Genomic DNA, 25,418 nt, shown 5'->3' with positions numbered 1-25,418 from the left:
TCAGAGCGCGCGGATACCTTCCAGGACCGCGCGCAGCACCCCCGTGTCGGAGGTGCTGTGCGCGGCGGCGGGACTCGCCCGGAACGTCAACCGGCCGTCGTCGATCAGATCACCGACGAGCACCTTCGTCATGGTCAGCGGCAGTCGCAGATGCGCCGACAGCTCCGCCACCGAAATCGGTGTGACACACAGGGAGACGATGGCGGCGTACTCGGGTTCGTTGCGGTTCAAGCCAAGTCCGCGCTGGGTGTCCACCACCTGCGTGGCGACATCCAGATCAGCCCGATCCGGCCGCCCGCGCGCCACCGCATAGAGCCGGACCAGCGGCCCCGCCTCGTCCTCGTACCAGTGCTCGCGCGAATCGCTCATGCCGTGTCCCCGTGGGCATATGCGGAGCGAACCGCGGTTGCCCGCCTCCGCGCTCGATCACTCATGCTGTATCCCCGTGGGCAGGTGCGGAGCGCTCCGTGGCTCCGCACCGCGCTCGACCACTCATGCCCGTTGCGGGTTGCGCGCATCCACCGACAGGTGCGTGCCCACCCGCTGCACCGTCTGATTCATCTCGTAGGCCACCAGCCCCATATCGGCGGTCCCCGCGGCCACCAGCGCCAGGCAGGCGTTCTCCCCCGCCGCGGTGATGAACAGCACCGCCTCGTCCAGCTCGACCACGGTCTGGCACACCCCGCCCGCCCGGAAATGTGATCCGGCACTGCGGGCCAGACTGTGCAGCGCGGAAGCCATGGCCCCGAACCGCTCCGCCTCGTCGCGCCCCTGCCCGGTCGAATATCCGAGCAGCAGCCCGTCGGTGGACAGCAGCACCGCCGACCGGGCATCGCGCAGCCCGTTGACCAGTTCGTCGAGCAGCCAGCCCAGGTCGATACGCTGAAATGCGGTCATTGTGGTCCCCTCTCGGATTCCGGAGGCGTCAACCTGCCCTGCCGGGTTCCCTTCGCGATCGCACTCATGAGATTGCGCGCCTCATCGGCGGTCCGCCGCGGCCGCCCGATACCTGGAGCGGGTGACTCCGCCACCGGCACAGCCGCATTCGAGACGGCGGGGTTCGCGGGCGAGGCGGCGGGCACACCCGCACCCGCAGCCGCAGCCGCAGCCGCGGCCGCGGCCGACTGCCGACTGCGGCGTGGCAGCGCGGGCCGCTCACCCGGATTGCGCGGCAGCGTCGGAACCGGATCGGCCGGCGGGTTGTCCGGCTCGTTCCCGATGGACGCTTCGTTCGCGCGGGGCAGCCGGGCCGCTCGCGAAGCCTCGACACCGGGTGGGATCTCGTTGGCACGAGGCGACTCCCGCAACCGGGGGGCCTCGAGCGCCCCCGGCTCCGCCGCACTCCGCTCTGCCGCGATGCTGTTCGGCAAGGCCGCGCGCAATTCGCGGAATCGCTCCGAGCGCAGGGCATTCGGATGCTGGGCCGCGAGTGCGCGCAGCGCGTCACGACGGGCGGCGGGCAACTCCACGTCGGGTACGGCCGTCATACCCTCGGACGGCATCTCCTGCCGCCCGGGAAATCCCTCGACGGGCTGCACCGTGTCCGCGAGCACCTCGACCGGATCCTCCGTCGTCGTGAGCACGGCCGGAATGAGCACCACCGCACGCACGCCGCCGTACTCCGATTCCGCCAGTTTCACCGAGATGCCGTGCCGGGCAGCCAGTTTCGCGACCACGAAGAGTCCGAGCCGGGAACCGCCGGGCAGCGTGGCGACGCTGAAGTCCGGCGGGTCGGCCAGCATGGCATTGCGTTCGGCGAATTCCGCCTCCGTCATGCCGAGGCCCTGATCGGTGATCTCCACGGCCACACCGCGTCCCACGATCACCCCGGAGACGGTGACCTGCGAGTCCGGCGGCGAACACGCGGTCGCATTGTCGATGAGCTCGGAGAGCAGGTGGATCACATCGGCGACCGCATGACTGGAGATCCGCAGTTCGGGCAGCCGTCCGAGGTGAATCCTGGTGTAGTCCAGGCTTTCCGCGATAGCGCCGCGCGCGAGTTCCAGCAGCAGTACGGGATTGCGCCAACGGCGTCCCGGCTGCTCCCCGCCGAGAATGATCAGGTTCTCGGCATTGCGGCGGGCCCGGGTCGCGAGATGATCGAGCTGGAACAGCAATTCGAGCTGATCGGCGTTGCGCTCCTCGCGCTCGGCCCGATCCAGCAGCCCCAGCTGCCGATGCACGACCACCTGGCTGCGATGCGCGATATTGAGGAACACCGCGTTGACGCCCGCCCGCGTCTTCGCCTCCGCGACCGCCGCGGACACCGCGGCGACATGGGCGCGGTTGAACGCGTCGGCCACCTGCCCGAGTTCGTCACTGCCGAAGTCCAGTGCCTCGGCGGCGGCATCGGGCTCCCCGCCCGCACCGAGCCGCCGGATCATCTCCGGCATCCGGTGATCGGCCAATTCCAGTGTGTCACGGCGCAATCGGCGCATGCGGGCGATGAATCGGTTGGCGATGACCAGCGCCGCCACGAAGGCCAGCGCGGCGATCAGCAGCACCGCCGCCCCGCCGAGGCTCGCATTGCGGGTGGCCTCCGCACCCTGTTCCCGCGCGGTCACGTGCGCGTCGCGGCTCTGATCCTCCCAGAGCTTCTGCAACGCCGCGTTCACCTGCTTGGACGCCTCCTGCCATTCGGCCAGGCCGACGGGCAGCACCGCGGTCGTCGTCTTCTTCTCGGTGGTGCGGGACGTGCTCCCGGTGGATCCGGCTGTGCTGTCCGCGGTGTCGGCGCTGACCGGCCCACGCGTCAGGATCGCGTCCTGCATGGCCGTCACCTGCTGCCAGGCGGCGCCCTCGGTGATGGCCTGCAGCTGCTCCAGCCGCACGCCCCGCAGCACGGTGGCGGAATAGGCCACCTCACCGCGGAATTCGCCCACCAGCCGCCCGATCTCGAGCAACTGCGCCGCCGACATCTCACCCGTGGTGACTCCGACCGCCCCGAGCGTATCGGCCTGCGACAGCGCCTCCGCCGCCCGCAATTGCTCGACGGCATAACCCAATTCGATGGCGATCCGGGCGTCCGGCGCGACCCGCGCCGCCAGCATGGACGCGGAGATGATGGTTCCGATCACCTGCGTGAAGAATCCGAACACCTGATCCGGCGGCATCTGATGCGAATCCACCCCGGCCCGCAGGGTGGGCACCATGCTGAACAGCTTGTTATAGCTCTCGATATCGTCGGCGGACCCGTCCGGATTGAGTTCGCGCGCCGCATCGCCCTTGGCGATGACGGCTGCCAGCGCCGCGTCCGACTGTGTCCGCGCCGCCGCCAGGCTCAGCGTGGTATCCGGATCACCGGCCAGATGCAGCAGCGACAGTCGCCGCTCCTCCTCGAACGCCGACACCATGAGAATGGCCGGACCGGTGGTGCTGCTGGCCAATTCGGCCCACTGTTTGGATTCGCGCGCGTTCTGCACCAGGTACACGGCCGCGCCGCCGCCGATGACCAGCAGCGTCACGCTGGAGATCAGCACCATCGACAGCAGGCGGACCCGCACGCCCACTCGGCCGCGAACGCTCGAACCGCTCGAATAGAGCTTCGTGCCAAGAGATTTGCGCAGGCTACGCCAGCTACCCACAGTGAATCTTCCGCTCCGAACGCCGTGGCGCCCTGCCCATGCCACGCCGCCGAATCAGGCGATACGCGTCACACTTCCTCCTCGGGCAGGGTAACGGAAAGATCGCGAATTCAGAATGGTTCCATTCGATTCCGCAATCTCCCGTCCCAGTGCGCGGGATGGATTAGATTGGATAGTTCGCGCGAATCACCCGCTGCGGATCCCGCGCCTGCTTGATCTCACGCAGCCGTTCCAGCGTCGCCGCCTCGAAGGCCGCGGCCGCCGACTCACCGGGCGCCAGGAAGGTGTAGGGCTTCGCGCCACCCGCATGCGCGCCGAGCGCGGACACGAAGCCGGACAGCTTGGCCGCCACCGCATCCCGCAGCTGCGGCAGGCCCAACCCCAGCAGGTACACCACATACTGCGCGTGCACCGGACCCCGCGCGCCCGCGCCCGGCCGCGCCAGCGCACCGCCCAGATGCCGGACCTGAATGTTCACCAGCGGCGCGACCTGTTCGCCCAGAAGCACTTTCACCGTCTCGTCGTCCAGATCGGTGAGCAGCTCGGCCCGGGACAGCGACGGGCTCGGATCGGTGGGCTCGGCGGTGATGTCGCCGAGATCGGCCACCGACATGACCGCGCGCTTGTCCACGACCGCAGCGCCGAGCCGATCGATGGCCGACACCAGCTTCCGGCCTTCCTCCGGATCACCGAGGTAGGCGATATCGATGGCCACCATCTCGGGCGCGTCCGGGAACTGGAACCGGTGGAACCACACCGACAGCTCGTCGGGAGCCGCGGCGGTCAACTCGCGGAACGCCTCCCAGACCTCGGCGGCCCGCGCGCCCGGCCACATGGTGCGGCCGCCGTACAGGCCCGGCACCTCGAACAGCTCGAACTCGATGGCGGTCACCACGCCGAAATCGCCGCCGCCGCCGCACAATGCCCAGAACAGCTCGGCATCACTGTCCAGGGTGATATGCGCGGGTTCACCGTCGGCGGTCACGATGTCGAAGGCGCGCACCGCATCCGACGCCCACCCGTGCTTGCGCCCGAACCAGCCGAGTCCACCACCGAGGGTGTAACCGGTAACGCCCACAACGGGATTGCTGCCCGCGAGCCCGGTCAGGCCGTGCTCGGCGGCGGCCCGCTGCACCTGCCCCCACTGCACGCCCGCGCCCACCCGCGCCCGCCGCGCCCGCGGATCGATCTCGATGCCGTTCAGCGCGCCGGTGCGCAGCAGGATGGCGGATTCGATGTCACCGGTGGGGCTGTGCCCGGTCGGCTGGGTCACCACCGATCGCCCGGCCGCCCGCGCGAACCGTACGACCGCGGCCACATCCGCGGCGTCGGCGGCCTCGACCACGGCGGCCACGGGCTGGGCGATCGCGGTGTTCCACGGCCGCGCCGCCTGCTCGAACTCGGCCTCCCCCGGCACCAGGACCCGGCCGCGGACGGTCTCGCGCAGATCTTCGAAAGTCATTGTCGTCCCTCGTCTTCTCTGGGTATCGATGAAAAACCGCCCCGGCGCGATGCCGGAGCGGCTCGGTTCAGTAGATAGACGACGCGGGGACGCCGAGTGTGACATCGGATCAGCGCAGGCGCTGCCCCGGGTTGGAGGTCACCTTCCAATACAGGTACAGCCCGGCGGGCACCAGGCCGCACAGGAACAGCAGCATGGTCGGCCAATCACTGATCATCAGCACGTCACCGCCCGGCCCGGCACCGGCCAGCAGCAGGAAGCCGATGGTCCACGCCGTCAACGGCAGCACCATGATCGAGACGCGCCGCGACACCGTACTCATCCCGGCCACCAGCAGCACGTTCACCACCGCCGCCACCAGGGCGGTCACCGGCACCGGGATCGCGCCCGCGGCGGGCGAGGCGGCCAGCGGCGCGGCGGTCAGCGGGCCCGCGGCCGCGGCCATCGTCCCGCGGCCGAGATAGATGGGCAGGAACAGCACCTCGAGCACCAGCGTGATCAGCGCGTCCAGCACGAGCAGTACGCCGATCACCGGCAGCCAATCGCGTCCCCCACGCTCCCGCGCCTCGGCGTCGCCGGCCGGGGCGTTCACGGCCGCCGTCACGGCACCGGCGGGAAACCGAGGAGGGTCAGCAGGTGGCTCTGCATATCCACGAACGCGTACAGCCCGTGCAGATACAGTTCGTGCTGCGCCTGGAAGTTCGGCCGCTGGCTCTCCACGAACGCCGCGATGGCGTTCTGCAGGTCCCAGTTGTAGCCCGGCGAGTTACCCATGCGGCCAGTCTCTCATCCCGGCGTTACCCGCGAGGTAATCGACCGGGCAATCGCGCGGGGCTACGGTCCGACCATGCCCGCCTACGGTTTCGCCCATCTCCGCAGCCGTCGCCCCCACCCGGAGATCCTGGAGTACATCGAACGCGTCCAGGCCACCCTCGACCCCTTCCAGGGTCACTTCGTGATCCACGGCCCGCCCACCGAAGTCGTGGAGGGCGAGTGGCCGGGCAGCATGGTGCTCATCGAGTTCCCGGATATGACGGCCGCCCGCGAGTGGTACCGCTCGGACGCCTACCAGGCGATCATCCACCTGCGCACCGACCACATCGACGGCGACCTGCTGCTCATCGAGGGCGTCGTACCGGAGTACGACCCGGCCGAACGCGCGGCGAAACTGCGCGCCGAGACCGTGTACCACGGCTAGGACTCCCGCACCCTCGTCATCCCGGCAGGAAGACTCGGGCCAGGCACGGTACCGACGGGGAAACTCAGGCCAGGCCCGCGAAGAGGTCGTGCTCGCGGCCGTCCGGTCCCGACGGGCCGCGCTGCCCGCGAACCAGCACGAAATGCTCCTCGGGCAGCACCGGCTGCGCGATGTCGTTGGAGAGCGCGAACTCTCGGCCCGACGGGGCCACGGTCACCTGGGTGGCGTGGGCGCGCAGGGCGGCGCGCTTGGCCCCCAGCACATCCGCCACATCCACCGTCGTGGTGACGGATTCAGTGGGGACACAGGCCAATTCGCCGTCGTGCGGTAGTCGCCAACCGGCAGGGAGCGCCCCCGGGAGCTGGTCGACGGTGCGCCGCTTCAACGCCTCGGTATGCATGCCCAGCACCGCGCCGTCGGTGACGGTCCAGTACGCCTTGGACACGTCCCAGCCCCACTCGGCCGCGGAATCGATGGCCGCCATGGTGATTTCGTGCGCGCGAATATGGTCCGGGTGGCCGTAGCCGCCGCGCGGGTCGTAGCCGACCACCACGCGGGGCCGCAGTTCGAGGATCACCTGCGTCAGCGCGTCCACCGCCGCGTCACCGGAATTCACGAAGGCGCGGGGATTGCGCGCCGACGGGGTCCCGGCCATGCCGGAGTCGCGCCAGCGGCCCGCGCCGCCGAGGAAGCGCGGCGGTGCGGCATCCAATTCGGCCAGGGCCCTGGTCAATTCGAGGATGCGGTAGCCGCCGAGCTGGTCGGCCTCGTCGGCGACCAGGTGGGCCCAGTCGTCGCCGATGACCTCACCCTCCTCACCGAGGGTGCAGGTCACGACCGTCACCGGGATGCCGCGCCTGCGATAGTGGGCGATGGTGCCGCCGGTGGTGATGGATTCGTCGTCGGGGTGCGCGTGCACCAGCAGCAGGCCGCCCGTGTCGGCACCGCTCACGGCAGCCGCCGCCAGTTCGCGGCGTCACCGAAGATGCCGACCTGGATGGCGCCGTTGAGCGAGGCCCCGTCCACGCGCGGACCGGCCGCGGCGACCTGGGTGTCCTGCACGATGGGCAGCACCGTCCACATCTCCCACAGCTTGGGCTCGAGCTCGGCGATGATCTTGGCGGAGTCGATGCCGCGCAAGGCCGCGTCGATGGCGGGCTGCAGCGCGGGATCGCAGACGCCGGACAGGTTGGACGGCGCGGTCTTGGCCGCCTCCACCGCCGCCGAATTCCCGTCGTTGCCGGGCGTTTCCACCGGCGGGCAGCTGAACCGCGAGGCGAGGACGGTGGCCGGGTCGATCCCGGTGGCCTCCCAGCCGACGATCGCGTCCACCCCGGTGTCGGTCAGATCCTTGCCGTACAGCTCGGCCGCCGCGACGCTGCGCACCATGACATCGATTCCGGCGCTGCGCAATTGGTCGGCCGCGGTATTGGCGACCGCCGCCGAGGAGTCGTCGCCGTCCACCACGCCGATCCGCACGGTCAGCGACCTGCCGTTCTTGGCGATCGAACGCGGTTGCGGCGCGGGCGAAGTCGGTGAGCCGCTGCCGGGTTCCTCGGGCGCACGGCCGAATCCGGCCTCGGCCAGCAGCGCGTACGCCTCCTCCAGGCTCGGCCGGGCCGGCGCGGTGGGCGCGTACCCCGGGTCCGAGGGCGAAAGCACCTGGGCGCGAACGGGTTCCACCCAACTGCCGGTCTGCGCGCCGACGGTGGCCAGCAGCACCGGATCCAGCAGCGCCATGACCGCCCGGCGCACCCGCACATCGGCCAGATCACCGGCGCGGCCGTTGAGCACCAGCTGCATCTCCCGCGACTGCGCCATGACGGCGGTGCGCACCGACGGGATGGCCGCCAGCTGCGCCTGCAGCGCGACCCCGCCGTGCACCAGCGCCATCTGCGCGTCCCCGACCCGCAGCGATTCGGCGACCTGCGCGTAGGTGCCGCCGCGCCGCATCAGGATCTGGTCCGGCACAGCGGGTTTGCCCCAGTAGCGGTCATTGCGCTCGAGCAGGATCTCCTCGCGGCCGCGATCGGTCTGCTTGATCTTGAACTGCCCGCCCGAGATCCGGATGGTGTCGATGAGCCCCTGCTCGAATCCGGCGTCCTTCACCAGATGCGAGGGCACCAGATCGGTGAACAGCTGCCGCCAGGCCGGATACTCGCCGTTCATGGTGACGGTCACGGTCTTACCGCCCGCCGAGGAGGTGATATCCGAGATCATCCGGTACCCGGCCGGATCCACGGTCCCGGGCTGCGTGATCATCTGCTGCCACAGGTACCGGAAGTCCTCGGCGGCCACGGGCGCGCCATCGGACCAGGACGCCTCGTTGCGAATCTGATAGGTGATGGTGAACGGCTCCTGCGCCGTCACATCCGCCGACACCATCATGGCCGGATCCAGGATCCAGTCCGTCGCGCCCGGCACGGTCGGACTCGGCGACGGCCGGAACGGACTCGGCAGCACCATCGCGGCGACCGCGGCCGTCGCGGGCGAAAGCTGCGACCGCAGATGCGGATTGAACCCGATCCCGATGTCGTCGACAGCGACGACCACAGAGTTCTTGCCGGGTTTGGCGGCAGTCGTCTTCGGGCTGTCGGTGCTTTCGATGGGCGGTGGTGGATTCGCGGTGCAGCCGGTCGCGACCGTCACGAGGGTCGCCACCATGATCAACACCGCGCGCCACGATGCGCGCACACCGGCCCCCGTTCTCACGTCTCGGCACTCTACTGGATCAACCGACCGACGCCGCCCCAGCGGCACACCGCGCAGTTCATCGGCCCCCCTTCCGGCCCCGCCCCCAGTTCGCGGCCCGCCCCGGTCTGGACTGACGGAGCGGGGGAGCGAAGCGGAGGAGCGGAGGAGGGAAGACCGGGGTAACAGGGCCGCGAACCCGCCGGAGCGAAGCGGAGGCAGAAATTACTGCACGGCGCGGTCGCGGGCCTTGCGGCGTGAGGCTTCGCGCTGACGCTCGGTCGCGCCGAGCACGACCTTGCGCACGCGCACGATCTCCGGGGTGACCTCCACGCACTCGTCCGCGGCGCAGAACTCCATGGCCCCTTCGAGATCCAGCTGCAGCGGCTTGGCCAGGGTCTCGAGCACGTCACCGGTGGCGGACCGCATATTGGTCAGCTTCTTCTCGCGGGTGACGTTGATGTCGAGGTCCTCGGCGCGCGGGTTGATGCCCACCACGTGACCCTCGTAGGTGTCGGCGCCCGGCTCCACGAAGAACTGACCGCGGTCGGCCAGCTGGATCATGGCGAACGGGGTGACCGAGCCGTTGCGGTCGGAGACCAGCGAGCCGGTGTGGCGGGCGCGGATCTCGCCGGCCCACGGCGCGTACCCGTCGAACACGGCATTGGCGATACCGGTGCCGCGGGTCTCGGTGAGGAAGTCGGTGCGGAAGCCGATGAGGCCGCGCGACGGCACGATGAACTCCATGCGCACCCACCCGGCGGAGTGGTTGCTCATCTGGACCATCTTGCCCTTGCGGGCGGCCAGCAGCTGGGTCACGGCGCCGAGGTACTCGTCCGGGCAGTCGATGGTGAGCTCTTCGAAGGGCTCGTGCACCTTGCCGTCGACGGTCCTGGTGACCACCTGCGGCTTGCCGACGGTCAGCTCGAAGCCCTCGCGGCGCATCTGCTCGACCAGGATGGCCAGCGCGAGCTCACCACGGCCCTGCACCTCCCAGGCGTCCGGGCGGCCGATGTCGAGCACGCGCAGCGACACGTTGCCGACCAGTTCCTTGTCGAGCCGGTCCTTGACCATGCGCGCGGTCAGCTTGTGGCCCGACACCCGGCCGACCAGCGGCGAGGTGTTGGTGCCGATGGTCACCGAGATGGCGGGCTCGTCGACGGTGATGCGCGGCAGCGCGACCGGGTTCTCCGGATCGGCGATGGTGTCGCCGATCATGATCTCCGGGATGCCCGCGATAGCGACGATGTCACCGGCCACGGCCTCTTCACCCGGCTGACGCTCGACGCCGATGGTCTTGAGCAGCTCGGTGATCTTGACGGTCTTGGTGCCCTCGGCCGTCATCCACGCCACGTTCTGACCCTTGCGCAGCGTGCCGTTGTGGATGCGCACCAGGCCGATACGGCCGAGGAACGGCGAGGCGTCGAGGTTGGTGACGTGCGCCTGCAGCGGCTTGGTGGCGTCGCCCTTGGGCGCGGGCACGTACTTCATCAGGACCTCGAACAGCTCGTCGAGGTTCTCCGCGTCCGGCACGGTGCCGTTCTCGGGGCGCTTGGTGGAGGCGACGCCCGCACGGCCGGAGGCGTAGAGCACCGGCAGGTCGAGGGCCAGCTCGGCGGCCTCGGAGGCTTCGTCGTCCAGATCGGAGGCGAGGTCCAGCAGCAGGTCGTGCGACTCCTCGACGACCTCTTCGATGCGCGCGTCGGGACGGTCGGTCTTGTTGACCACCAGGATCACCGGCAGCGAGGCCGCGAGGGCCTTGCGCAGCACGAAGCGGGTCTGGGGCAGCGGGCCCTCGGAGGCGTCGACCAGCAGCACGACACCGTCGACCATGGACAGGCCGCGCTCGACCTCACCACCGAAGTCGGCGTGGCCCGGGGTGTCGATCACGTTGATGACGGTCACGGAACCATCGGCGTTCTGCCGATGCACCGCGGTGTTCTTGGCGAGAATGGTGATGCCCTTCTCGCGCTCCAGATCACCGGAGTCCATGACCCGATCCACGACTTCGGCGCGCTCGCCGAACACACCGGACTGCCGCAGCATCGCGTCGACCAGTGTTGTCTTGCCGTGGTCGACGTGCGCCACGATGGCGACGTTACGGAACTCGACAGACGACACGTTTGTTTCCTCCTGCTGCGAAAAGATTGGGGCCGACCCGGGGTCATGCATAGGGGCACAGCGAACTCCACCGGGCATGCGGCGACCTATAGGTTACCGGGGGTCGTAACTCACAGGTTTAGCGACCACGAGTTAGGTTAAGCTAACCAACATGGGCAAGGTGAAAGCGAAGCACGTTTCGGCGTTGAAGCCGAAGAAAAAGTGCTGCCGCAAGAAGACGCGGTGCCTCAAATGCCCAGTCGTCATCATGCGGATGAAGAAGCTCGAAGCCCAGGGCGTCTGTGGCAAGGATCTCAAGAAGGGCCTCAAAGCGGCGCGCGCGGCGTGAACACTGGAGGCATGACCGCACTCCTGTCCGAAGACGACATCGCCAAGGCCCTCACCGAACTGCCCGAGTGGACCCGCACCGGTGACAGCATCGCCCGCACCGTGGAGGCCCCGTCCTTCCTGTCCGGCGTGGAGCTGGTCCGCCGGGTGGCCGCCGCGGCCGAGGCCGCCAATCATCATCCCGATATCGACATCCGTTGGCGGCGAGTCACTTTCACGCTGTCGACGCACTCCGCGGGTGGTCTGACGGCGCTGGATGTCGCGCTGGCCCACGAAATCGACCGGCAAGCCCAGCAAGCCTGAGGCGACCGTTCCAGATCACCCACAGCAACATCGCCAGCACCCCGGCCACATCCACCGCGCCCAGCCAGGCGTAGATGCCGGGGCGCGAGATCTCCCAGATGGTGGGCTGCGCGAAGGACAGCACCCACGGGATGCCGATCAGGGTGTTGACCAACCAGTACCCGGCGAGGATCCGCGCGCCCGCCGCCTGTCGCAGCGGACCGTAGAGCAGCCACAGCACGGTCGGCAGCAGCCAGACGAAATGATGCGACCAGGAGATCGGCGAGACCATCAGGCCGAACAGCTGCACGATCAGCAGCGCGCCGAGGCGGTCGCCGGGTTCCAGTGCGCGCCAGGCCAGTACGGCCAGCGCGAAGCAGACCAGCACGCCCGCGATCCAGATCGCGCCGGACTGCACGTCGTAGCCGAGGATGCGGCTGAGGGTGCCGCGCAGCGACTGATTCCACACCGAACCGACCGGCCCGATGCGACTGGCGTCACCCAGCAGATGCTTGAAGTACCGCTCGTACTCCACGGGTGCGATCAAATAGCTGAGCCCCACCGTGCCCAGGAACACCACACCCGACCAGAACGCCGTGAGCCAGCGCCGCTGCGTCAGGAAGTAGAGACCGGTGATGGCCGGGGTCAGCTTGATGCCCGCGATCACGCCCACCAGCGTGCCCGAGATCCACCACCGCGCACTGCGCACCGCCAGCATCGCGCCCAGCACCAGGAACACATTGACCTGGCCGTAGTCCATGGTCGTGCGCACCGGTTCCATCCACAGGCCCGCGGCCGTCCACGCCACCGCCGCCGTGCGCCACTTCGGGTCGCGCAGCGCCGCTTTCCCGAGGATGAGCTCGAGCGCGATCCACACGATCCCGTACAGCGCGGCCGCGATGGCCAGCAGCCACAGCACGGCCACCAGCGTGAAGGGCAGGAAGTGCAGCGGATAGAACACCACCGCCGCGAATGGCGGATAGGTGAACGGCAGCGGGAAATCCGGGGTCTTCTCCGCATAGGTGAAGTCGTAGAGATGCCCGCTGAGCAGATCCGCGGACCCGTCCACGTACACGTGTAGGTCGACCAGATTCATGCCGTTGGCCGTGCACAGCATCCACAGCATGCGGGCCAGCACCGAAAGGCCGAGAGCCGCCAAGGCCAAGCGGAAGTGTCGATTCACGGCGCGGGCTTTCGGGTCGGGAGACGGGGTCTGGGCCGGTTTCCGGTGGGTGATCGGGGCGTGCTGGTTTCGACAAGATTAATCGGACACGCGGAAGAGCCCGTGTGAGCCTCACACTTCGCTGTAACATTTGCATCACCGACCACATCCGTAACACCTGAATTGGTCGGCTGTTCGATAGCCTGAACCGATCTCGTTACCCAAGATCACACCGTGGCTGTACAACAGGGCAGCCCGGTCCCTAGAGTGACGCGGAGCGATGTGCCCCATCGCAGCAGATGTACCCGAGGTAAGGACGGCTACACCAGTGCTTCGCACCCGAGGATCGCGGTTCGCAATGTCCGCGCTGGCCCTTGCGGCCTGCGCCACCGTTGCCGTGCCGACCGCCGCACATGCCGCCCCGGCACCTGTTCAGACCGATGCGTCTCAGTCCATTCCGATGATCCCCGAGGGCGTTCCGGTCGAGGCGCTGTCCTCGCTCGTCCCGGCCATCATCGGCGCTGCCGCCGGCCCGGCGAACATCGCCGCGGGCGGACCGCAGCAGGCCATCCTCGATCAGGCTCGGGCGATCCTGGCGACCGCGAATCTGCCGCAGTCGCTCAAGGACACGCTCAACCGGATCATCACCTTCCTCGACGGCAGCGGTGGCGGCGGCCCCGACATCCCCGAGGACGGCCCGGTCATCTCGCAGTTCCTGTGGCCGACCATCGGCAAGGGCTGCATCAGCGCCACCGCCGACTCGGTCGGTACCGCGCTCGCCGTTCCCGGCCCGGCCCAGCTGCCGCCGCCCGGACCGAGCTCGGGTCAGACCGGCTTCGTCTTCACCGCGCTGGGCACCAAGAAGCCCACCGAGGTACAGACCCCGCCGATGACCGTGCAGTGGCTGAACCTGGACACCCGCGCCACCGGCATCCAGAACCTGACCGACGAGGCCAAGATCAACCCGGACGGCCCGGCCACCCTGTCGGCCATCGTCAACACCGGCGCGGGCCGCGTGGTGGCGATCGTGTCCGGCTCGCTGACGACTCAGGCCGACGCCGAGTCGCAGCCGCGCACCTGCTCGTTCCTGCCGACCGTGGGCTTCTTCACGGTCGCGTGAGCGACGGGTTCGGCTCCGAACCACACGATCCCCGGCTCGCATCGAGCCGGGGATCGTTCGTTTAGGGGATGGATAGGGGTGAAACCGGTATCCATGGCGCGCAAATCAACTCGATCCCCCGAACGCTGTGGTAGACCGGCTTCTATGGCCACTGTGAAATCTCCCGGGCAAGGCTTGAAATCCCGCCGATCGATCCTCTCGATCCGCTCGGAAGGGTCCATCCTGTCGATCGGGTCGGCCTATTCGATCCTGTCCATCGGCAGCGTCGGCTCGGTCCTGTCCATCGGCTCCGCGGGCAGCTTCGGCTCGATCATCTCGATGGCCTCCTTCGGCAGCCTCGGCTCCGCCTTCTCGGGCCTGTCGCGCTGGTCGGCCTTCTCCTGGACCGGAGACCGCGACGCCTTCCACGAACCCGGCGAGGAACGCGACCCCCGCCGCATCCTGCGCGTCGTCGCCGACGAACCGGATCTGGTCAACGACCCAACCTGCCACTGCCAAACCTAACGCCGCAGGCCGCGGAACCAGCGCTGCGGACCCAACCCCGCAGAGCCAGCGCCGCAGACCCAACCCCGCAGAGCCAGCGCCGCAGACCCAACCCCGCAGAGCCAGCGCCGCAGACCTAACGCCGCAGAGCCAGCGCTGACATTCTTCCCCTCTGTGTGTTGCTGCCGCAGGCAGCAACACACGAGATCCCAGAGTGGGTTCTCACCACCACTGGCCGTAGTCGGCCGCGAGCACCGAGTTCACGTCGACCCCGATGCCGTCCACGCTGCGCTTGTCGATCTCGAACTGGTGCAGGTGGGCGGAGGGGTGGACGTAGCCCTTCGGGGTGCCCCAATTGTGTTGCCAGAAGTAGGAACACAGGCCCGCTCCCTGGATCCAGTCGATCGTGGGGGTATTCGCGTAGACGCCGACGCGGTCACGTCCCAGCACCGTCTCCCATCCGCGCAGGTACGGCGCGATCATGGTCTCGAATTCGTGCTGACTGGGCTTGTCGTCGATGGAGGCGTAGATGGGCGCGGTGTCGGGACCGCCCGCCGCCTTGTGCAACACCAGCCCGCGGGCCGCGTGCCGCAGCCCGGCTTCCAGTCCGCCACGCCAGTCGGCGGTCTCGGCCTTGCCGAACTGGTAGCAGGACACGACGCTCAGACCGGCCGCGCGCAGGGCGTCGACCTCCCCGGCCTGCAAGGGTTTTCCCGCCATCCATTCCGCGCCCGGCCTGCGGTCGGACACGTAGCGGATGACGCCCATATGCCCTTCGGCGAGGATGGCGTGCGCGGAGGGAACGCCGCCGGCGTAGTCGAGCAGGGTGCCCAACTCCTGGCGGGCGGCGGCTTTCGGTGCGGGAAGGCCGATTCCGGCGGTGACTCCGGTGGCCACGGCGGCCGCGCCGGTGAGGAACAGTCGTCGAGGAATACGCATCGGGCCACTCCTTCGCACATACATCGGTGATGTCCAGCAAAAGGCGTGCCCGGCGCACCTTCCCCGATGACGACGAGCAAGATCATCATCTGTGCGCCGGGGGCCCTGAACGCGCACTCATTTCACCACATTCACATGGGGATCGCCAGGCTCATGGAACACACGTGTCTCACACGTCCCATGAGTGCGCACCCGATCAACCGTGCGGAATCAGACGCGGGTGCCGCTCAACCGGGCCGCGACATCGATGGTCCGACCGGCGGGATCGGCCAGTTCCTTGCGCACCACACCGGCCACCTGCAGGGCGATCTGCTTGCGCATCCCGGCCACCTTGCCGAGTGCGGTGGCCCGCCAGCCGTGCGCCTTCATCTCCAGCTCGATGTCCTCCGGCGCGGGCGGCACGGCGTCGATGACGATGCTCAGCGGGTCGGCGGCGCGGGCGGTGAGCGAGACCGGCACCAGTACCTCGGCCTCGAAATGATTGGTCTTGAGCACGTCCACGGTGATGTCCAGCGACACCGGCACGACCAGATCGAAGGCCACCAGCGCGGAGTCGGCCGGGGACCCGGCGGTGATCGCGGCATCGTCGGTGGCCGCGGGCTCGGCCGTCCCGGCCTCGGCGGCGCCGATCGGCCGGATCTCGGCGATCCGCTGTGCCGGGGCGGGCTCGGAAGTGCCTGCGGGCGGCCGGGATTCGACGCCGCGCCCGGCCGGGCTGACCCGCGGGACGCGCACCGATCCCTGCACGGCGACCTGTGCCTTGTTACCCGGCCCGGTGCGCATGGGCCCCACCTCGATGGGTTTGCCCGCCATGCCCTCGACGACCTCGCGCACCCGGTCGACGGTCACCACGCGTTCGAAGAAGCGGTGCCCGAATTCGTCGTAGCCGATCCACTCGTGGTCCGGTCCGCCCTGATACGGGGACTTGGAGCCGTTGAGAATGGCTTCCACGTCGAAGATGCGGCCGCGCCGCGAATCCGGATCGGCGAGAATGCCGTTGATGCGGTTGGCGACTTCGCGCTGCACCAATTTCGCAATGGGGTCGAGCAGTAGTTCCCAGGCCGATCCGATGGCTTGCGCGCGCATGACGAAACTGACGTCGCGGGTGGTCACCGGTGGAATGTCGATGATGATGAGCAGCGGGTCGGCGGTGCGCGCGTGCAGGCTCAGATCGATTTCGACGACGGCTTCCAAGCGCAGTCGCTGGCCGCCCAGATGCACGTCCACCCGGAGTTTCACCGGGAGCATCACATCGAAGTGGACATGGGGACCGCGCCGGATGACGGTGGGTTTGCCGATACTGCCCTTGGCGTGGAATCGCGCGAGGCCGGCCGGGCCGATGCCGAATGGTCCGATGGTCATGCCGCGCCCGGCCATACCGGAAACCGCCGACTCGATCCGGGATTCCGTCACCGCCGCCGCCACGAAACGTTCGCCGAATTCGGCGTAATCGATCCAGATCGGTTCGTCGGACGGCGTCATCCAGCTACTTTCGTCGGGCGGGGATCCCTGTCCTGCCGATGAGGGGGCAGCAGGACAGGGACCGATCGGCGATGCTGCCGGGCACCGCCGCCAACCATCGTAGGCGGAAGCGCGCCCGCGGCCTACCTACAGTCTCGTGTCTTTCCAGAATGTGGAACCGTGTCGTTCACAACAATCCGTATCCGACCAGGCCGGAAACGTCGGCGGGCCGGTATTCGTGAATGGTGATCTTGCCGAATTCATTGCCGCCCACGGTGGTCACGCTGTCGCCATCGACCGCGATGACGATATTCGTGTGCTGGTTGAACGGGCTCGAGTCGGAGTACATGATCACGTCACCGACGCGGGGGCGATATCCGGAGTCGATGGGGGCGAACCGGTTCTCTTCGCGGTAGAACTCCTCGAGCGTGTAGACGCCCGGAATTCGCCACGATCCCGAATTCGGATTGGCGAGCGGCTGCCCCGCCTCGCGCATGACCCAGCTCACGAAGTCGGCGCACCAGGGTTCGTCGATGCCCTCGGAGTATTTCGTCCCGGGATGCTGGCGCTCGTATTCCTGCTGCAGCACATCGACGATCCGCGCCTGGGCGGGTTCGAGTGCGCTGCGGTCGACGGCCGGGAACTCCCGCAGCCGCTCCCCCGCCAGCGGGAACAGCGTCCCGTTCTGCTGCCACCACCACACGCCGCCGCCCACGGCGAGGCCGAGCACGGCCAGCACCGCCGCGACCGTGACGATCCAGCGTCTGCCCCGACCGGTCTGCTGCGCCTGCTCCTGCTGCACGGACATCGATCCCCTCCCCGGAGTGTCGCCCGTCCTTCGGGCTCCCCCTATTGGACGAGTGAGACCCCGCGGCGTGTTCCCGAATCGCGGGGCGCGGCGTGAATCCGCACGATCTCCGCACAGTTTCTCCACACACGGGTGCGCCCGCGGTCCGGTTCCGCACTCGAGGGACGGCCGGTCCGGCGCTACGCACTCGCCGGGCCGCCGCCGGTGCGGGCGACGCGTTCACCGGCGAGCCGGTCCAGGTCGACGGCGAGCCGGTCCTGCAGGCGGCGCGCGGAGGCGCGGTATTCGGCGGCGCGGGCGGCTTCGCCCAGTTCATCGGCCAGCTCCGCGAGGATCACATCGATCGGGCCGAAGACACACGCGCCGGTTTCGAGTCCGCCGACCGTACCGCTGTATCGGGCGAGCCGGTCGTAGATCTCGCGGGCGAGGACCAGATCGCCCAGCGCCAGCGCGAGCCGAGCCCGGCCAAGCAGGAAGCTGGACTCGAATTGCGTTCGGATGGGTGGGGCTTCGGCGAGAACGCGCCGCGCGTCGTCCCTGCGCCCGGCGTGGATGAGCGCCGCGGCGTACCCGTCGCCGAACAGTCCGGGATTCCCAGCGGCGCGGACCGCGAGCTCCTCGAGATTGGCGGACATGTCACCACGTAGCCAGGCGATGGAGACGCTGAGGCCGACGAGGACCGCACGGGGATCGCGAACGAGCCCGACCACCGCGTCCTCGACGGGAGTCGTCTGATCCTCGCCGACGGCCACCGGCAGCTCGGCGAGCAGTCGTTCGGCTTCGGAGATGTTGCCGCGCAACAGTTCCAGGATGATCTCGAAAGGCGCGATGTCGTCCAGCAGGTGGCGGAGCTGCCCGTCGCCGGCATACGCGCTCGCCCGCCTGGCGTGTTCGTCCGCGGCGACCAGATCACCGTCCGCGAGATCGGCGCGGAACAGCAGATAGTGTGCCAGCGCGCTGAATTCGGTGAGCTGAGCGGCCGTGGCGATCCGAAGCATCTGCGCCGCGTGCTGTTTGAATTCCTCCGCCCGTAAGAAGCCGCCGGATACGAAGGCCGCGAACGCCTGCGCGTTGAGCACCGTGCAATGCAGTTCCGGATCGTCGACCCGATCCAGCAGCGCGGACGCCTGCGCGGCCATGCTGTGCGCGGCGGCGGGATCCTCGTAGCCCCGATCGACCACCAGGGTGACCAGCAACCGGGCCCGCGTCGCCACCGGCATATCCGGATCATCCAGCGCCACACGCAGCGGCTCCCGGATCAGCGGATCCACACTGTGCAGATCGTGAACCGCCCAGAGGAGCGGCGTCGGCCAGCACGTGGCAGCCTGCGCGAGCAGCTCTGTCCCGCCCAGAGATTCGGCCAGATCCACCGCCCGTTCCCGTTCCGCCCGCGCGGCGACGTGCCGCCCGTTGTAGGCGAGCGCCGTGACCAGCTCACATCGCGCCTCCAGCACCGCGAGCCGATCGGCCCGCGCCGCGTCCGAGGCGGTGTCGCCGGCCAGCTCGTGCAACGCGAGTACCGACTGCCACCGCCGTACCGCGTCTGCCCGCATCCGCCGTTCCACACACTGCCGTGCCGCCGCGCGCACGAATTCCAATGCCAGCGCGGCGGTTTCGGTGTCCGCGCCGAGCGCCGCATGATGCGCCATGGCGTCGATATCCCGCACCCGCACGATCGTGCGCTCGACTGCCGACTGACTCTCGAGCGGCCGGAACGCGTCCAGGAAGCTCGCGCCCGGCGTGGCGGGAACCGACGTGCTTTCGAGCGGGGTCCGCACGTTCGCAGCTCCCGACGAATCCGAAGCGTCGGCTACCGGCGTGTTCACGGCGAGCGCCGCCGCCGAAGCATCCGGGCGAGTCCGCGGATCGTCGTATGCCGCTGCGGCGCAGAGGAGTTCGAATGCCGACCAGTGCATGCGGGTGCGGCGCAGGGTGGGGATGCCGTAGTAGACGGTTTCGCGGATGAGGGCGTGGTCGAAGGTGATGCGGCCGCTGCGCTCGGTGCGGAGCAGGCGCGCGGTTTCGGCGGTGTCGACGAGGTCGATGACGGTGTCGGCGGAGCGGCCGGTGGACGCGGTGAGCGTGCTGACATCACTGTCCTCGCCCCAGACCGACATATGCCGCAGGAGTTCGGTCACATCCAGCGGCAGCTGGGCTATGCGGCGGCCGAGCAGGTCGCGGACGCTGTCCGGGAGGCCATCGGTACTGCCCTGGGTGGCAACGAGTTTCGCCAGCTCGCGGACGAACAGCGGATTACCGCCGGTGCGGCGGCGCAGCAGTTCGACGGTACGGTCGTCGAGTGCGGTGAGCCCGGCCGCCGCGGCGGCGGAGCGGGTGCCCGCCAGATCCAGCCCGGTGAGTTCGACTCGGTCGGAATCGAATTGGACCAGGGCGGCCGCGGTATCACGCACGCCCGGCCCGGCCTCGGTGCCGCGCAGCGTGGCCACGATGAGGACGGGCCGGTCGCGCAGCCAGTTCACCACCTGCCGCAGTACCTGCAGGGTGGCGGTGTCCGCACCGTGCACATCCTCGAGCACGATGGCGACCGGGCCGGTCGCGGACCGCTCCCGGCAGGACCGGACCACCCGCCGCGCGAGCGTGAAAGCGTCCACGGCGGTGAAGGTTTCGGGGTCGGCGGCGTCGAGTGCGGTGAGCACCTCGGCCCAGGCCCAGGCGGGCGGCGCGCCCTCCACCTCGGGACAGCGTCCGAAAACCGTGGCCCAGGAGCGTTCTGCCAGCTGTGCGGCCACGGCTCCGGCGAGGGTGGTCTTCCCGGCTCCGGCCTCACCGGCGAGCCAGATGAGCCGCACCCGACCGGCCGCAGCGGCTTCGGCGGCGGCCAGGATCGCCGCGCGCTGTTCGCCGTATCCGTTGTCCAGCACCGGTTCCGGCGCGGGTTCGGCCGTCCGCACGACCACCGGCGGTGGCGGTGGGTCGGTGTCCACCGAGTGCGTGAGGATCGCGGTCTCCAGATCGCGCAGCCCCGGTCCGGGATCCACCCCGAATTCCAAGGTCAGGAATTCCCGGCTGCGCCGCACCGTCGCGAGCGCCTCGAGGGACTGCCCCAGCCGGTAGTGGGCCAGCGCCAGCAGTCGCGCGCATTCCTCGCGGCCCGGATGCTCCTCGAAGACATGGCGCAGAGCGAGCACGACTTCGGCTGGGCGGTTCATCTCCAGTGCGGCCTGGGCGCGCAGTTCGGCGGCGGTCAGCCGCAGCGCCGCGAGCCGCGCGGACTCCTGTGCCGCCCAGGGCATTCCGGCGAAGGATTCGAAGGCCGTGCCGTGCCAGCAGTCCAGTGCGGCGTCCAGCACCCGGCACTGCTCCAGCGGGTCCGGCCGTCCGGCGGGATCGCGCATGGCGGCCTCGTGCCCGTGCAGCAGCTGTTCGAACTGCCACGAATCCACCTGTGCCGGCTCCAGATTCAGTGCGTAGCCGTGGGATTCGGAGACGATGACGCGGGAGCGGGCCCGCCGCGGCCGGTCGGGTTCGAACACCCGTCGCAGGTTGTGCACGTAAACCTGGAGTGCGGCAACAGCTTTGGTCGGCGGGTCGCCGTTCCACAGGTCGTGGATGAGCCGATCGGTGGTGACGACGCGGCCACCCGCGGCGACCAGGCGGCCGAGGACGGCGCTCTGCATGGGCGCGCCGGGCGGCACCCGCTGACCGTCGATGGTGATGTGCAAGGGTCCGAGGACACCGATGCGCGTGACCGCCATATCTTCGAACGTCCCCCGTACCCAATTCGAAACCAGACCAAACAGGATCTTAAATATAGGCAGAAAAACTGCGGCACACCCAGTCTTGTGACCGGACTTAACCCGACGCCAAGTCCGCACCAAGACCCGTCACGCACACTGCCAGGATGCTCGACCCCGCCGACCCGCCGTCACCCGAACTGGTCCTGCTGCACAGCTTTCCGCATCCGGCCTGCCTGCACGACGACGCGTACGACGTATTCGACGCGAACCTCCCCTTCCAGCAGACCTTCCCCGGCGCGGGCCCCGGCGCCAACCTCCTGACCGGGCTCATGCTGGAACCGATGGCGCGGCTGCGGCTCGACGACTGGGAATCCGAGGCCCTGCGCCTGATCTCGGCCTTCCGCCGCGCGGAGGGCGTCACCCCGCCCGAGCGCTACGCGGAGATCGTCGCACTGTGCCGGCGACTGCCCGACTGGGATCGCCTGTGGCACACCGACGCCGACCCGGAGGACTTCAGCGAGAAGACCATGACCTTCCGCGAGCCGCACACCGAGCACACCGCCTACCACCTGCGCACCTTCCGCTTCGACTCGCCGCAGCGGCCGTGGCGGCTGCTGACGCTGGTGCCCGCGAACTGAACTAGGCCTGGGCGGCGGGCACCTCGAACCAGCCGTCCTCGGGCTCGGCAAAGCCGTGGTACATGAGCGGAATCCGGCGGTCCACGCCGAAATGCCGGTACACCGCGAGCATGGCCCGGCGCACCGCGCGATCGTGGAAGTCGTCGATTCGCCTGGGCCCCAAGGTGTGTTCGGGCAGCAGCGCGAGCCGCGTGAGCTCATCGGGATCGTCGATATCGAGGCCCATGGGCAGCGGGTCGGCGATGAAATGATCGTGCAGCACGGCATGCACCCGGTGCGGATCGTGCAGTCCGGGCCGGAACTCGGTGAACCGCGTCGCGATGGCCGGTCTCCGGGACGCCCGCGCCTGCAGCCAGTCGATCAGGATCGGGTTCGGCCGGGGTATTCGCCCGCCCGCCATCGGCGTCTGTTCCAGTAGATGCAGCATGCTGCCGCCGGGAACCCGAGGTTCGGGAACCAGGAACAGGCTGAGTACGGGTGATCCGGACAATCCGTCCGAGAGGCAGACCTTGGTGTGCATGGGGTCGGGCATGCGCTTCGTCCTTCGAAAAGGGTGCAGGCTTCATTTCCGAGTCATGCCGGTCGCCGAGTCACACGACTCGGACGAATCTCCTCGACGCCGACCAGTGCGATACCGGAATTATAGTCACGGAACCCGGATCGCACCGGTCGGTCTTTTCGCCGAGGTTCAGGCGGGCATCAGCCGATTGCGCAGCGGCCGCGCACTGAGCTGCCCGTGAATGGTGGCCCGCACACTCGGCCACTCCTCCTCGAGAATCGAGTAGAAGGCCGTGCTGCGCACCTCGCCGTCCAGCCCGCGCGAATGCGCCCGGCGCACCCCGTCGCTGGTGGCCCCGAGCCGTTCGATGGCCATGCGGGAGCGCAGGTTCCGCACATCGGCCCGCATGGCGATGCGCTTCACTCCCCACACCTCGAAGGCATGCTCAAGCAGCAGCAACTTCGATTCCAGATTGATGCCCGCGCCCCGCGCCTCGGGCGAGAGCCAGGTATTGCCGATCTCGGCCGCGTCCGGCACGGCGAGCAGCGGATCACCCATCGGAGTCCCGTGCACGTGCGGCCAGACCACCGGCCCCTGCCAGTAATCGAACCGCGTGAACCGAGTGGACCCCATCACACGACCGCTCGCGATCGCGATGATCGCGAACGCCAGCGATGCCCCGGCGGCAGTGCCCGCCAGCGCCTGCGACACATACTCCAGCGCCTCGTCCGCACCATGCGGGACGGGCGTGTACGCATAGTCGTCACGATTCCCCGCCGCCGCCTCCGCGAGCCCTGAAGCATGCTGGGGCGCAAGGGGTTCCAGCCGCACCAGGCGACCGGCGAGAGTAACGGGTATGGGCACGTTGCCTCGATCTTTCGGAGACGGTGTGGAGGCCCGTTTCAGGCAGGTGCCGCCCCGGCTATCTGCTCCGGATGAGGACGAACCAGCCCTGGCGCGCCAGTAGCAGCATCGAATAGTTGGATGAACGATAGCGGAACACCGGCGCACAGCAAGGAAGGCGGCGCGCAAATATTCTCGGCCGCCGAGCGTGTCGCATCGGGCGGTTCTCGCGTCCCCCGGACGCGCCCGTCCACCCACCCCAACCCTAGATCAACTAGCCCCACACCCGAAATCCAGCACACTGTCCACCAGATCCCGGGGCAGCCCATGGGTGCCGTGCAGGTATCGACAACTGTCCTCGGTCAGCGTTCCAGCGAATCGCTTGTGGGACAGCACCTTCCGCCCGCGCCGCAGTTGCCCCCCGAACCTGCGCTCCTCCTCGGGAAGCACAGCGCACACCTCCCCCGGCTCCACCCGAACCCGTCCCGCAGCAGCTCGTACCCCCACCGCAGACTCTGCGGCCCGTCGTAGTCACCGAGCGACCACGACCGAATATCCGCGCCGGGGTTAGCTCGGGCAGTTGCCGGTGGCGGCGTCTTCGACTCCGGCGACGATCGCGGCCTGCTGGGCGGGCGACAGGGATGTGAACTCCGGGGATTCGCCCATCTCCTTGACGATGCCCTTCACGGCGATCGCCGGGGTCCAGTTCGGATCCAGTTGGGGTGCGGTGACTGTGGCCTGGGTGAAGAACTCCGCCCAATCGGTGCACGTCTTCGCGCGCAGGGCCGTCGGGCCCGAGGGCAGGCCGCCGGGTAGCTCCCCACTCGCCGTCACCGAGGTGGACCCCGTCGAGGTGGTGGTTGCCGGAGCGCCGGTGCCCGACGGCGACTCGGTGGAACAGCCACCCAGCATCACGACGCCGAGCGTGACGGCGACGGCGACGGCAGATCTGGACACAGCGTGTACCCCCTTGGAGCGAGAAGATGTGCGGCGCGGCAAACGACGGCACCGCAACAGATTACGATGCCGCCACCGCGACCGTTACCCGCGTGCGCCACCGGCGAGCGGGTTCCGGCGGGAGTGTGGTGGGTCTCGCACCGGTGGACACGACGGGTGCGTATGTCCGACCATGGCGGACATGTTGCTCACGCGCGAGGCCGATCTGTTCGAAAGCTCCAGGAGCCGCCTGGAGGCGATCGCCTACCGCTTGCTGGGCTCGGCCGGTGACGCCGAGGACGCGGTGCAGGAAACCTATCTGCGCTGGCAGGCCGCCGACCGCGACTATGTGGACACGCCGGAGGCGTGGCTGACCAAGGTGCTCACCAATCTCTGCCTGAACCAGCTCACCTCGGCTCGCGCGCGCCGGGAAACCTATGTGGGGCAATGGCTTCCGGAACCGGTGTTGGCCGGTGGGCCGATGCTCGGCCCGGCCGACACGGTCGAGCAGCGGGAGTCGGTGTCGATGGCCATGCTCACGCTGATGGAGCGGCTCACCGCCAAGGAACGCGTGGTGTACGTGCTGCGGGAGGCGTTCGGCTATTCGCATCACGAGGTCGCCGAGTTGCTGGACATCACCGAGGCCAACTGCCAGCAGGTCTATCGCCGTGCCAAACAGCATCTTTCGATGGAACGGGCGCGGATCGAGGTCGATGAGGCCGCCGCCCGCCGGATCGTGGAGGAGTTCCTGGCCGCGGCGGTCAGCGGGCAGACCGACACGCTGGTCGCGCTGCTCACCGACGACGCCGCCATCATCGGCGACGGCGGCGGATTCATCCCGACGCTGAACCGTCCGCTGTACGGCGCGGAACGCATCGCCCGGTTCGTGCGGCTCGCGATCAAACCGTCGAACGGCACGTGGGCCCGGCTCGGCGGCAAGCCCGCGCTGTACGCCGCCGTCGCCAACGGCATGCCCGCACTGCTGCTGGTGCACGAGGAGCAGGTGGTCGGCATGGTGGTCCTGGATGTCACCGCCGACGGCATCGCCGATGTGCACGCCCAGGCCAACCCGGAGAAACTGGCCTACGCCACCCGGCAGTGGGCCGCCTCCGCACCCCGGGAGCCGCTGCCCGATCTGTGGTGACCCACATCACAGTCGGCCGCTG

At 69.0% G+C, this 25,418-nt stretch carries 24 protein-coding genes; 7 read left to right on the top strand and 17 right to left on the bottom strand.

The window, feature by feature from the left end:
* From JK358_RS16910 to JK358_RS16885, 6 genes are all read right to left on the bottom strand, one after another.
* Complete coding sequence (locus JK358_RS16910; RefSeq protein WP_201948657.1) at window positions 1-369, bottom strand: DUF742 domain-containing protein; 369 nt, start codon at window positions 367-369, stop codon at window positions 1-3.
* Window positions 370-492: 123 nt separating this feature from the next.
* The gene (locus tag JK358_RS16905; protein WP_201948656.1) at window positions 493-897 is read right to left on the bottom strand and encodes a roadblock/LC7 domain-containing protein; all 405 of its coding nucleotides are present in this window, start codon (window positions 895-897) and stop codon (window positions 493-495) included.
* Entirely contained in the window at window positions 894-3,509 is a 2,616-nt protein-coding gene (locus JK358_RS16900) for a sensor histidine kinase (protein WP_307817568.1), read from the bottom strand. Before JK358_RS16900 ends, JK358_RS16905 begins: the two co-directional genes overlap by 4 nt.
* A gap of 238 nt (window positions 3,510-3,747) precedes the next feature.
* Window positions 3,748-5,046 carry an FAD-binding oxidoreductase gene (locus JK358_RS16895; protein WP_201948655.1) on the bottom strand — a complete coding sequence of 433 codons (1,299 nt, stop codon included), beginning with the start codon at window positions 5,044-5,046 and terminating at the stop codon, window positions 3,748-3,750.
* Between the two features lie 109 nt (window positions 5,047-5,155).
* Window positions 5,156-5,650, bottom strand: a complete 495-nt coding sequence (locus tag JK358_RS16890; protein ID WP_201948654.1) for a hypothetical protein — start codon at window positions 5,648-5,650, stop codon at window positions 5,156-5,158.
* Entirely contained in the window at window positions 5,647-5,820 is a 174-nt protein-coding gene (locus JK358_RS16885; protein ID WP_201948653.1) for a hypothetical protein, read from the bottom strand. The genes JK358_RS16890 and JK358_RS16885 overlap by 4 nt, the downstream gene beginning before the upstream one ends.
* Before the next feature lie 73 nt (window positions 5,821-5,893).
* Here JK358_RS16885 and JK358_RS16880 point away from each other — a divergent pair, with 73 nt between their 5' ends.
* Window positions 5,894-6,244 (top strand): DUF1330 domain-containing protein, encoded by a 351-nt coding sequence (locus tag JK358_RS16880; protein WP_201948652.1) that lies wholly within the window; start codon window positions 5,894-5,896, stop codon window positions 6,242-6,244.
* Window positions 6,245-6,308: 64 nt separating this feature from the next.
* Here JK358_RS16880 and mshB read toward each other — a convergent pair whose 3' ends face one another.
* From mshB to typA, 3 genes are all read right to left on the bottom strand, one after another.
* Window positions 6,309-7,196, bottom strand: a complete 888-nt coding sequence (gene mshB, locus JK358_RS16875; protein ID WP_201948651.1) for an N-acetyl-1-D-myo-inositol-2-amino-2-deoxy-alpha-D-glucopyranoside deacetylase — start codon at window positions 7,194-7,196, stop codon at window positions 6,309-6,311.
* Window positions 7,193-8,908 carry an ABC transporter family substrate-binding protein gene (locus JK358_RS16870; protein ID WP_201948924.1) on the bottom strand — a complete coding sequence of 572 codons (1,716 nt, stop codon included), beginning with the start codon at window positions 8,906-8,908 and terminating at the stop codon, window positions 7,193-7,195. Before JK358_RS16870 ends, mshB begins: the two co-directional genes overlap by 4 nt.
* Window positions 8,909-9,160: 252 nt before the next feature.
* Complete coding sequence (gene typA / locus JK358_RS16865; protein WP_201948650.1) at window positions 9,161-11,056, bottom strand: translational GTPase TypA; 1,896 nt, start codon at window positions 11,054-11,056, stop codon at window positions 9,161-9,163.
* Window positions 11,057-11,207: 151 nt separating this feature from the next.
* Here typA and JK358_RS16860 point away from each other — a divergent pair, with 151 nt between their 5' ends.
* Complete coding sequence (locus JK358_RS16860; protein WP_201948649.1) at window positions 11,208-11,384, top strand: hypothetical protein; 177 nt, start codon at window positions 11,208-11,210, stop codon at window positions 11,382-11,384.
* A gap of 11 nt (window positions 11,385-11,395) precedes the next feature.
* Window positions 11,396-11,686 carry a 4a-hydroxytetrahydrobiopterin dehydratase gene (locus JK358_RS16855; protein ID WP_201948648.1) on the top strand — a complete coding sequence of 97 codons (291 nt, stop codon included), beginning with the start codon at window positions 11,396-11,398 and terminating at the stop codon, window positions 11,684-11,686.
* On the opposite strand, the gene JK358_RS16850 is transcribed toward JK358_RS16855, so the two are convergent.
* A complete protein-coding gene (locus JK358_RS16850; RefSeq protein ID WP_201948923.1) occupies window positions 11,598-12,902 on the bottom strand; it encodes a mannosyltransferase in 1,305 nt (434 codons plus the stop codon). The two genes, JK358_RS16855 and JK358_RS16850, sit on opposite strands and share 89 nt — an antisense overlap.
* 283 nt (window positions 12,903-13,185) lie before the next feature.
* Between JK358_RS16850 and JK358_RS16845 the strand changes: the two genes are divergently transcribed.
* Both JK358_RS16845 and JK358_RS16840 read left to right on the top strand, forming a co-directional pair.
* Window positions 13,186-13,947, top strand: a complete 762-nt coding sequence (locus tag JK358_RS16845) for an Rv1157c family protein (RefSeq protein ID WP_232851405.1) — start codon at window positions 13,186-13,188, stop codon at window positions 13,945-13,947.
* A gap of 144 nt (window positions 13,948-14,091) precedes the next feature.
* A complete protein-coding gene (locus tag JK358_RS16840; protein ID WP_201948646.1) occupies window positions 14,092-14,451 on the top strand; it encodes a hypothetical protein in 360 nt (119 codons plus the stop codon).
* A gap of 201 nt (window positions 14,452-14,652) precedes the next feature.
* Here JK358_RS16840 and JK358_RS16835 read toward each other — a convergent pair whose 3' ends face one another.
* The 4 genes from JK358_RS16835 to JK358_RS16820 all read right to left on the bottom strand — a co-directional run bounded on the left by JK358_RS16835 (window position 14,653) and on the right by JK358_RS16820 (window position 21,354).
* Entirely contained in the window at window positions 14,653-15,369 is a 717-nt protein-coding gene (locus JK358_RS16835; RefSeq protein WP_201948645.1) for a DUF1906 domain-containing protein, read from the bottom strand.
* Between the two features lie 210 nt (window positions 15,370-15,579).
* Entirely contained in the window at window positions 15,580-16,851 is a 1,272-nt protein-coding gene (locus JK358_RS16830) for a hypothetical protein (RefSeq protein WP_201948644.1), read from the bottom strand.
* A gap of 166 nt (window positions 16,852-17,017) precedes the next feature.
* A complete protein-coding gene (locus JK358_RS16825; RefSeq protein ID WP_201948643.1) occupies window positions 17,018-17,638 on the bottom strand; it encodes a CHAP domain-containing protein in 621 nt (206 codons plus the stop codon).
* A 179-nt stretch (window positions 17,639-17,817) separates the two neighbouring features.
* On the bottom strand, window positions 17,818-21,354 hold the full coding sequence (locus tag JK358_RS16820; RefSeq protein ID WP_201948642.1) for an ATP-binding protein: 3,537 nt from the start codon (window positions 21,352-21,354) through the stop codon (window positions 17,818-17,820).
* 146 nt (window positions 21,355-21,500) lie between these two features.
* On the opposite strand from JK358_RS16820, the gene JK358_RS16815 reads away from it, so the two are divergent.
* Entirely contained in the window at window positions 21,501-21,974 is a 474-nt protein-coding gene (locus tag JK358_RS16815; RefSeq protein WP_201948641.1) for an MmyB family transcriptional regulator, read from the top strand.
* Between the two features lies 1 nt (window position 21,975).
* On the opposite strand, the gene JK358_RS16810 is transcribed toward JK358_RS16815, so the two are convergent.
* The 3 genes from JK358_RS16810 to JK358_RS16800 form a co-directional block, all read right to left on the bottom strand.
* Window positions 21,976-22,506, bottom strand: a complete 531-nt coding sequence (locus tag JK358_RS16810; protein ID WP_201948640.1) for a hypothetical protein — start codon at window positions 22,504-22,506, stop codon at window positions 21,976-21,978.
* A 156-nt stretch (window positions 22,507-22,662) separates the two neighbouring features.
* Window positions 22,663-23,337 (bottom strand): GNAT family N-acetyltransferase, encoded by a 675-nt coding sequence (locus JK358_RS16805; RefSeq protein WP_307817567.1) that lies wholly within the window; start codon window positions 23,335-23,337, stop codon window positions 22,663-22,665.
* A 546-nt stretch (window positions 23,338-23,883) separates the two neighbouring features.
* The gene (locus tag JK358_RS16800) at window positions 23,884-24,273 is read right to left on the bottom strand and encodes a hypothetical protein (protein WP_201948639.1); all 390 of its coding nucleotides are present in this window, start codon (window positions 24,271-24,273) and stop codon (window positions 23,884-23,886) included.
* 181 nt (window positions 24,274-24,454) lie between these two features.
* On the opposite strand from JK358_RS16800, the gene sigJ reads away from it, so the two are divergent.
* Window positions 24,455-25,396 (top strand): RNA polymerase sigma factor SigJ, encoded by a 942-nt coding sequence (gene sigJ / locus JK358_RS16795; RefSeq protein WP_307817566.1) that lies wholly within the window; start codon window positions 24,455-24,457, stop codon window positions 25,394-25,396.
* Window positions 25,397-25,418 lie beyond the last annotated feature (22 nt).

Source organism: Nocardia acididurans, from assembly GCF_016741815.1.
Taxonomy (GTDB): Bacteria; Actinomycetota; Actinomycetes; order Mycobacteriales; family Mycobacteriaceae; genus Nocardia; species Nocardia acididurans.
Note: the sequence above shows the minus strand (reverse complement) of the source record. Positions and strands in the feature narration are given on the sequence as shown.

Coding starts and splice junctions, on each gene's coding strand:
- JK358_RS16910 (WP_201948657.1), bottom strand. CDS start 369: ATGAGCGATTCGCGCGAGCACTGGTACGAGGACGAGGCGGGGCCGCTG.
- JK358_RS16905 (WP_201948656.1), bottom strand. CDS start 897: ATGACCGCATTTCAGCGTATCGACCTGGGCTGGCTGCTCGACGAACTG.
- JK358_RS16895 (WP_201948655.1), bottom strand. CDS start 5,046: ATGACTTTCGAAGATCTGCGCGAGACCGTCCGCGGCCGGGTCCTGGTG.
- JK358_RS16885 (WP_201948653.1), bottom strand. CDS start 5,820: ATGGGTAACTCGCCGGGCTACAACTGGGACCTGCAGAACGCCATCGCG.
- JK358_RS16880 (WP_201948652.1), top strand. CDS start 5,894: ATGCCCGCCTACGGTTTCGCCCATCTCCGCAGCCGTCGCCCCCACCCG.
- JK358_RS16870 (WP_201948924.1), bottom strand. CDS start 8,908: ATGGTGGCGACCCTCGTGACGGTCGCGACCGGCTGCACCGCGAATCCA.
- JK358_RS16860 (WP_201948649.1), top strand. CDS start 11,208: ATGGGCAAGGTGAAAGCGAAGCACGTTTCGGCGTTGAAGCCGAAGAAA.
- JK358_RS16855 (WP_201948648.1), top strand. CDS start 11,396: ATGACCGCACTCCTGTCCGAAGACGACATCGCCAAGGCCCTCACCGAA.
- JK358_RS16845 (WP_232851405.1), top strand. CDS start 13,186: ATGTCCGCGCTGGCCCTTGCGGCCTGCGCCACCGTTGCCGTGCCGACC.
- JK358_RS16840 (WP_201948646.1), top strand. CDS start 14,092: ATGGCCACTGTGAAATCTCCCGGGCAAGGCTTGAAATCCCGCCGATCG.
- JK358_RS16835 (WP_201948645.1), bottom strand. CDS start 15,369: ATGCGTATTCCTCGACGACTGTTCCTCACCGGCGCGGCCGCCGTGGCC.
- JK358_RS16830 (WP_201948644.1), bottom strand. CDS start 16,851: ATGACGCCGTCCGACGAACCGATCTGGATCGATTACGCCGAATTCGGC.
- JK358_RS16825 (WP_201948643.1), bottom strand. CDS start 17,638: ATGTCCGTGCAGCAGGAGCAGGCGCAGCAGACCGGTCGGGGCAGACGC.
- JK358_RS16820 (WP_201948642.1), bottom strand. CDS start 21,354: ATGGCGGTCACGCGCATCGGTGTCCTCGGACCCTTGCACATCACCATC.
- JK358_RS16815 (WP_201948641.1), top strand. CDS start 21,501: ATGCTCGACCCCGCCGACCCGCCGTCACCCGAACTGGTCCTGCTGCAC.
- JK358_RS16810 (WP_201948640.1), bottom strand. CDS start 22,506: ATGCCCGACCCCATGCACACCAAGGTCTGCCTCTCGGACGGATTGTCC.
- sigJ (WP_307817566.1), top strand. CDS start 24,455: ATGTTGCTCACGCGCGAGGCCGATCTGTTCGAAAGCTCCAGGAGCCGC.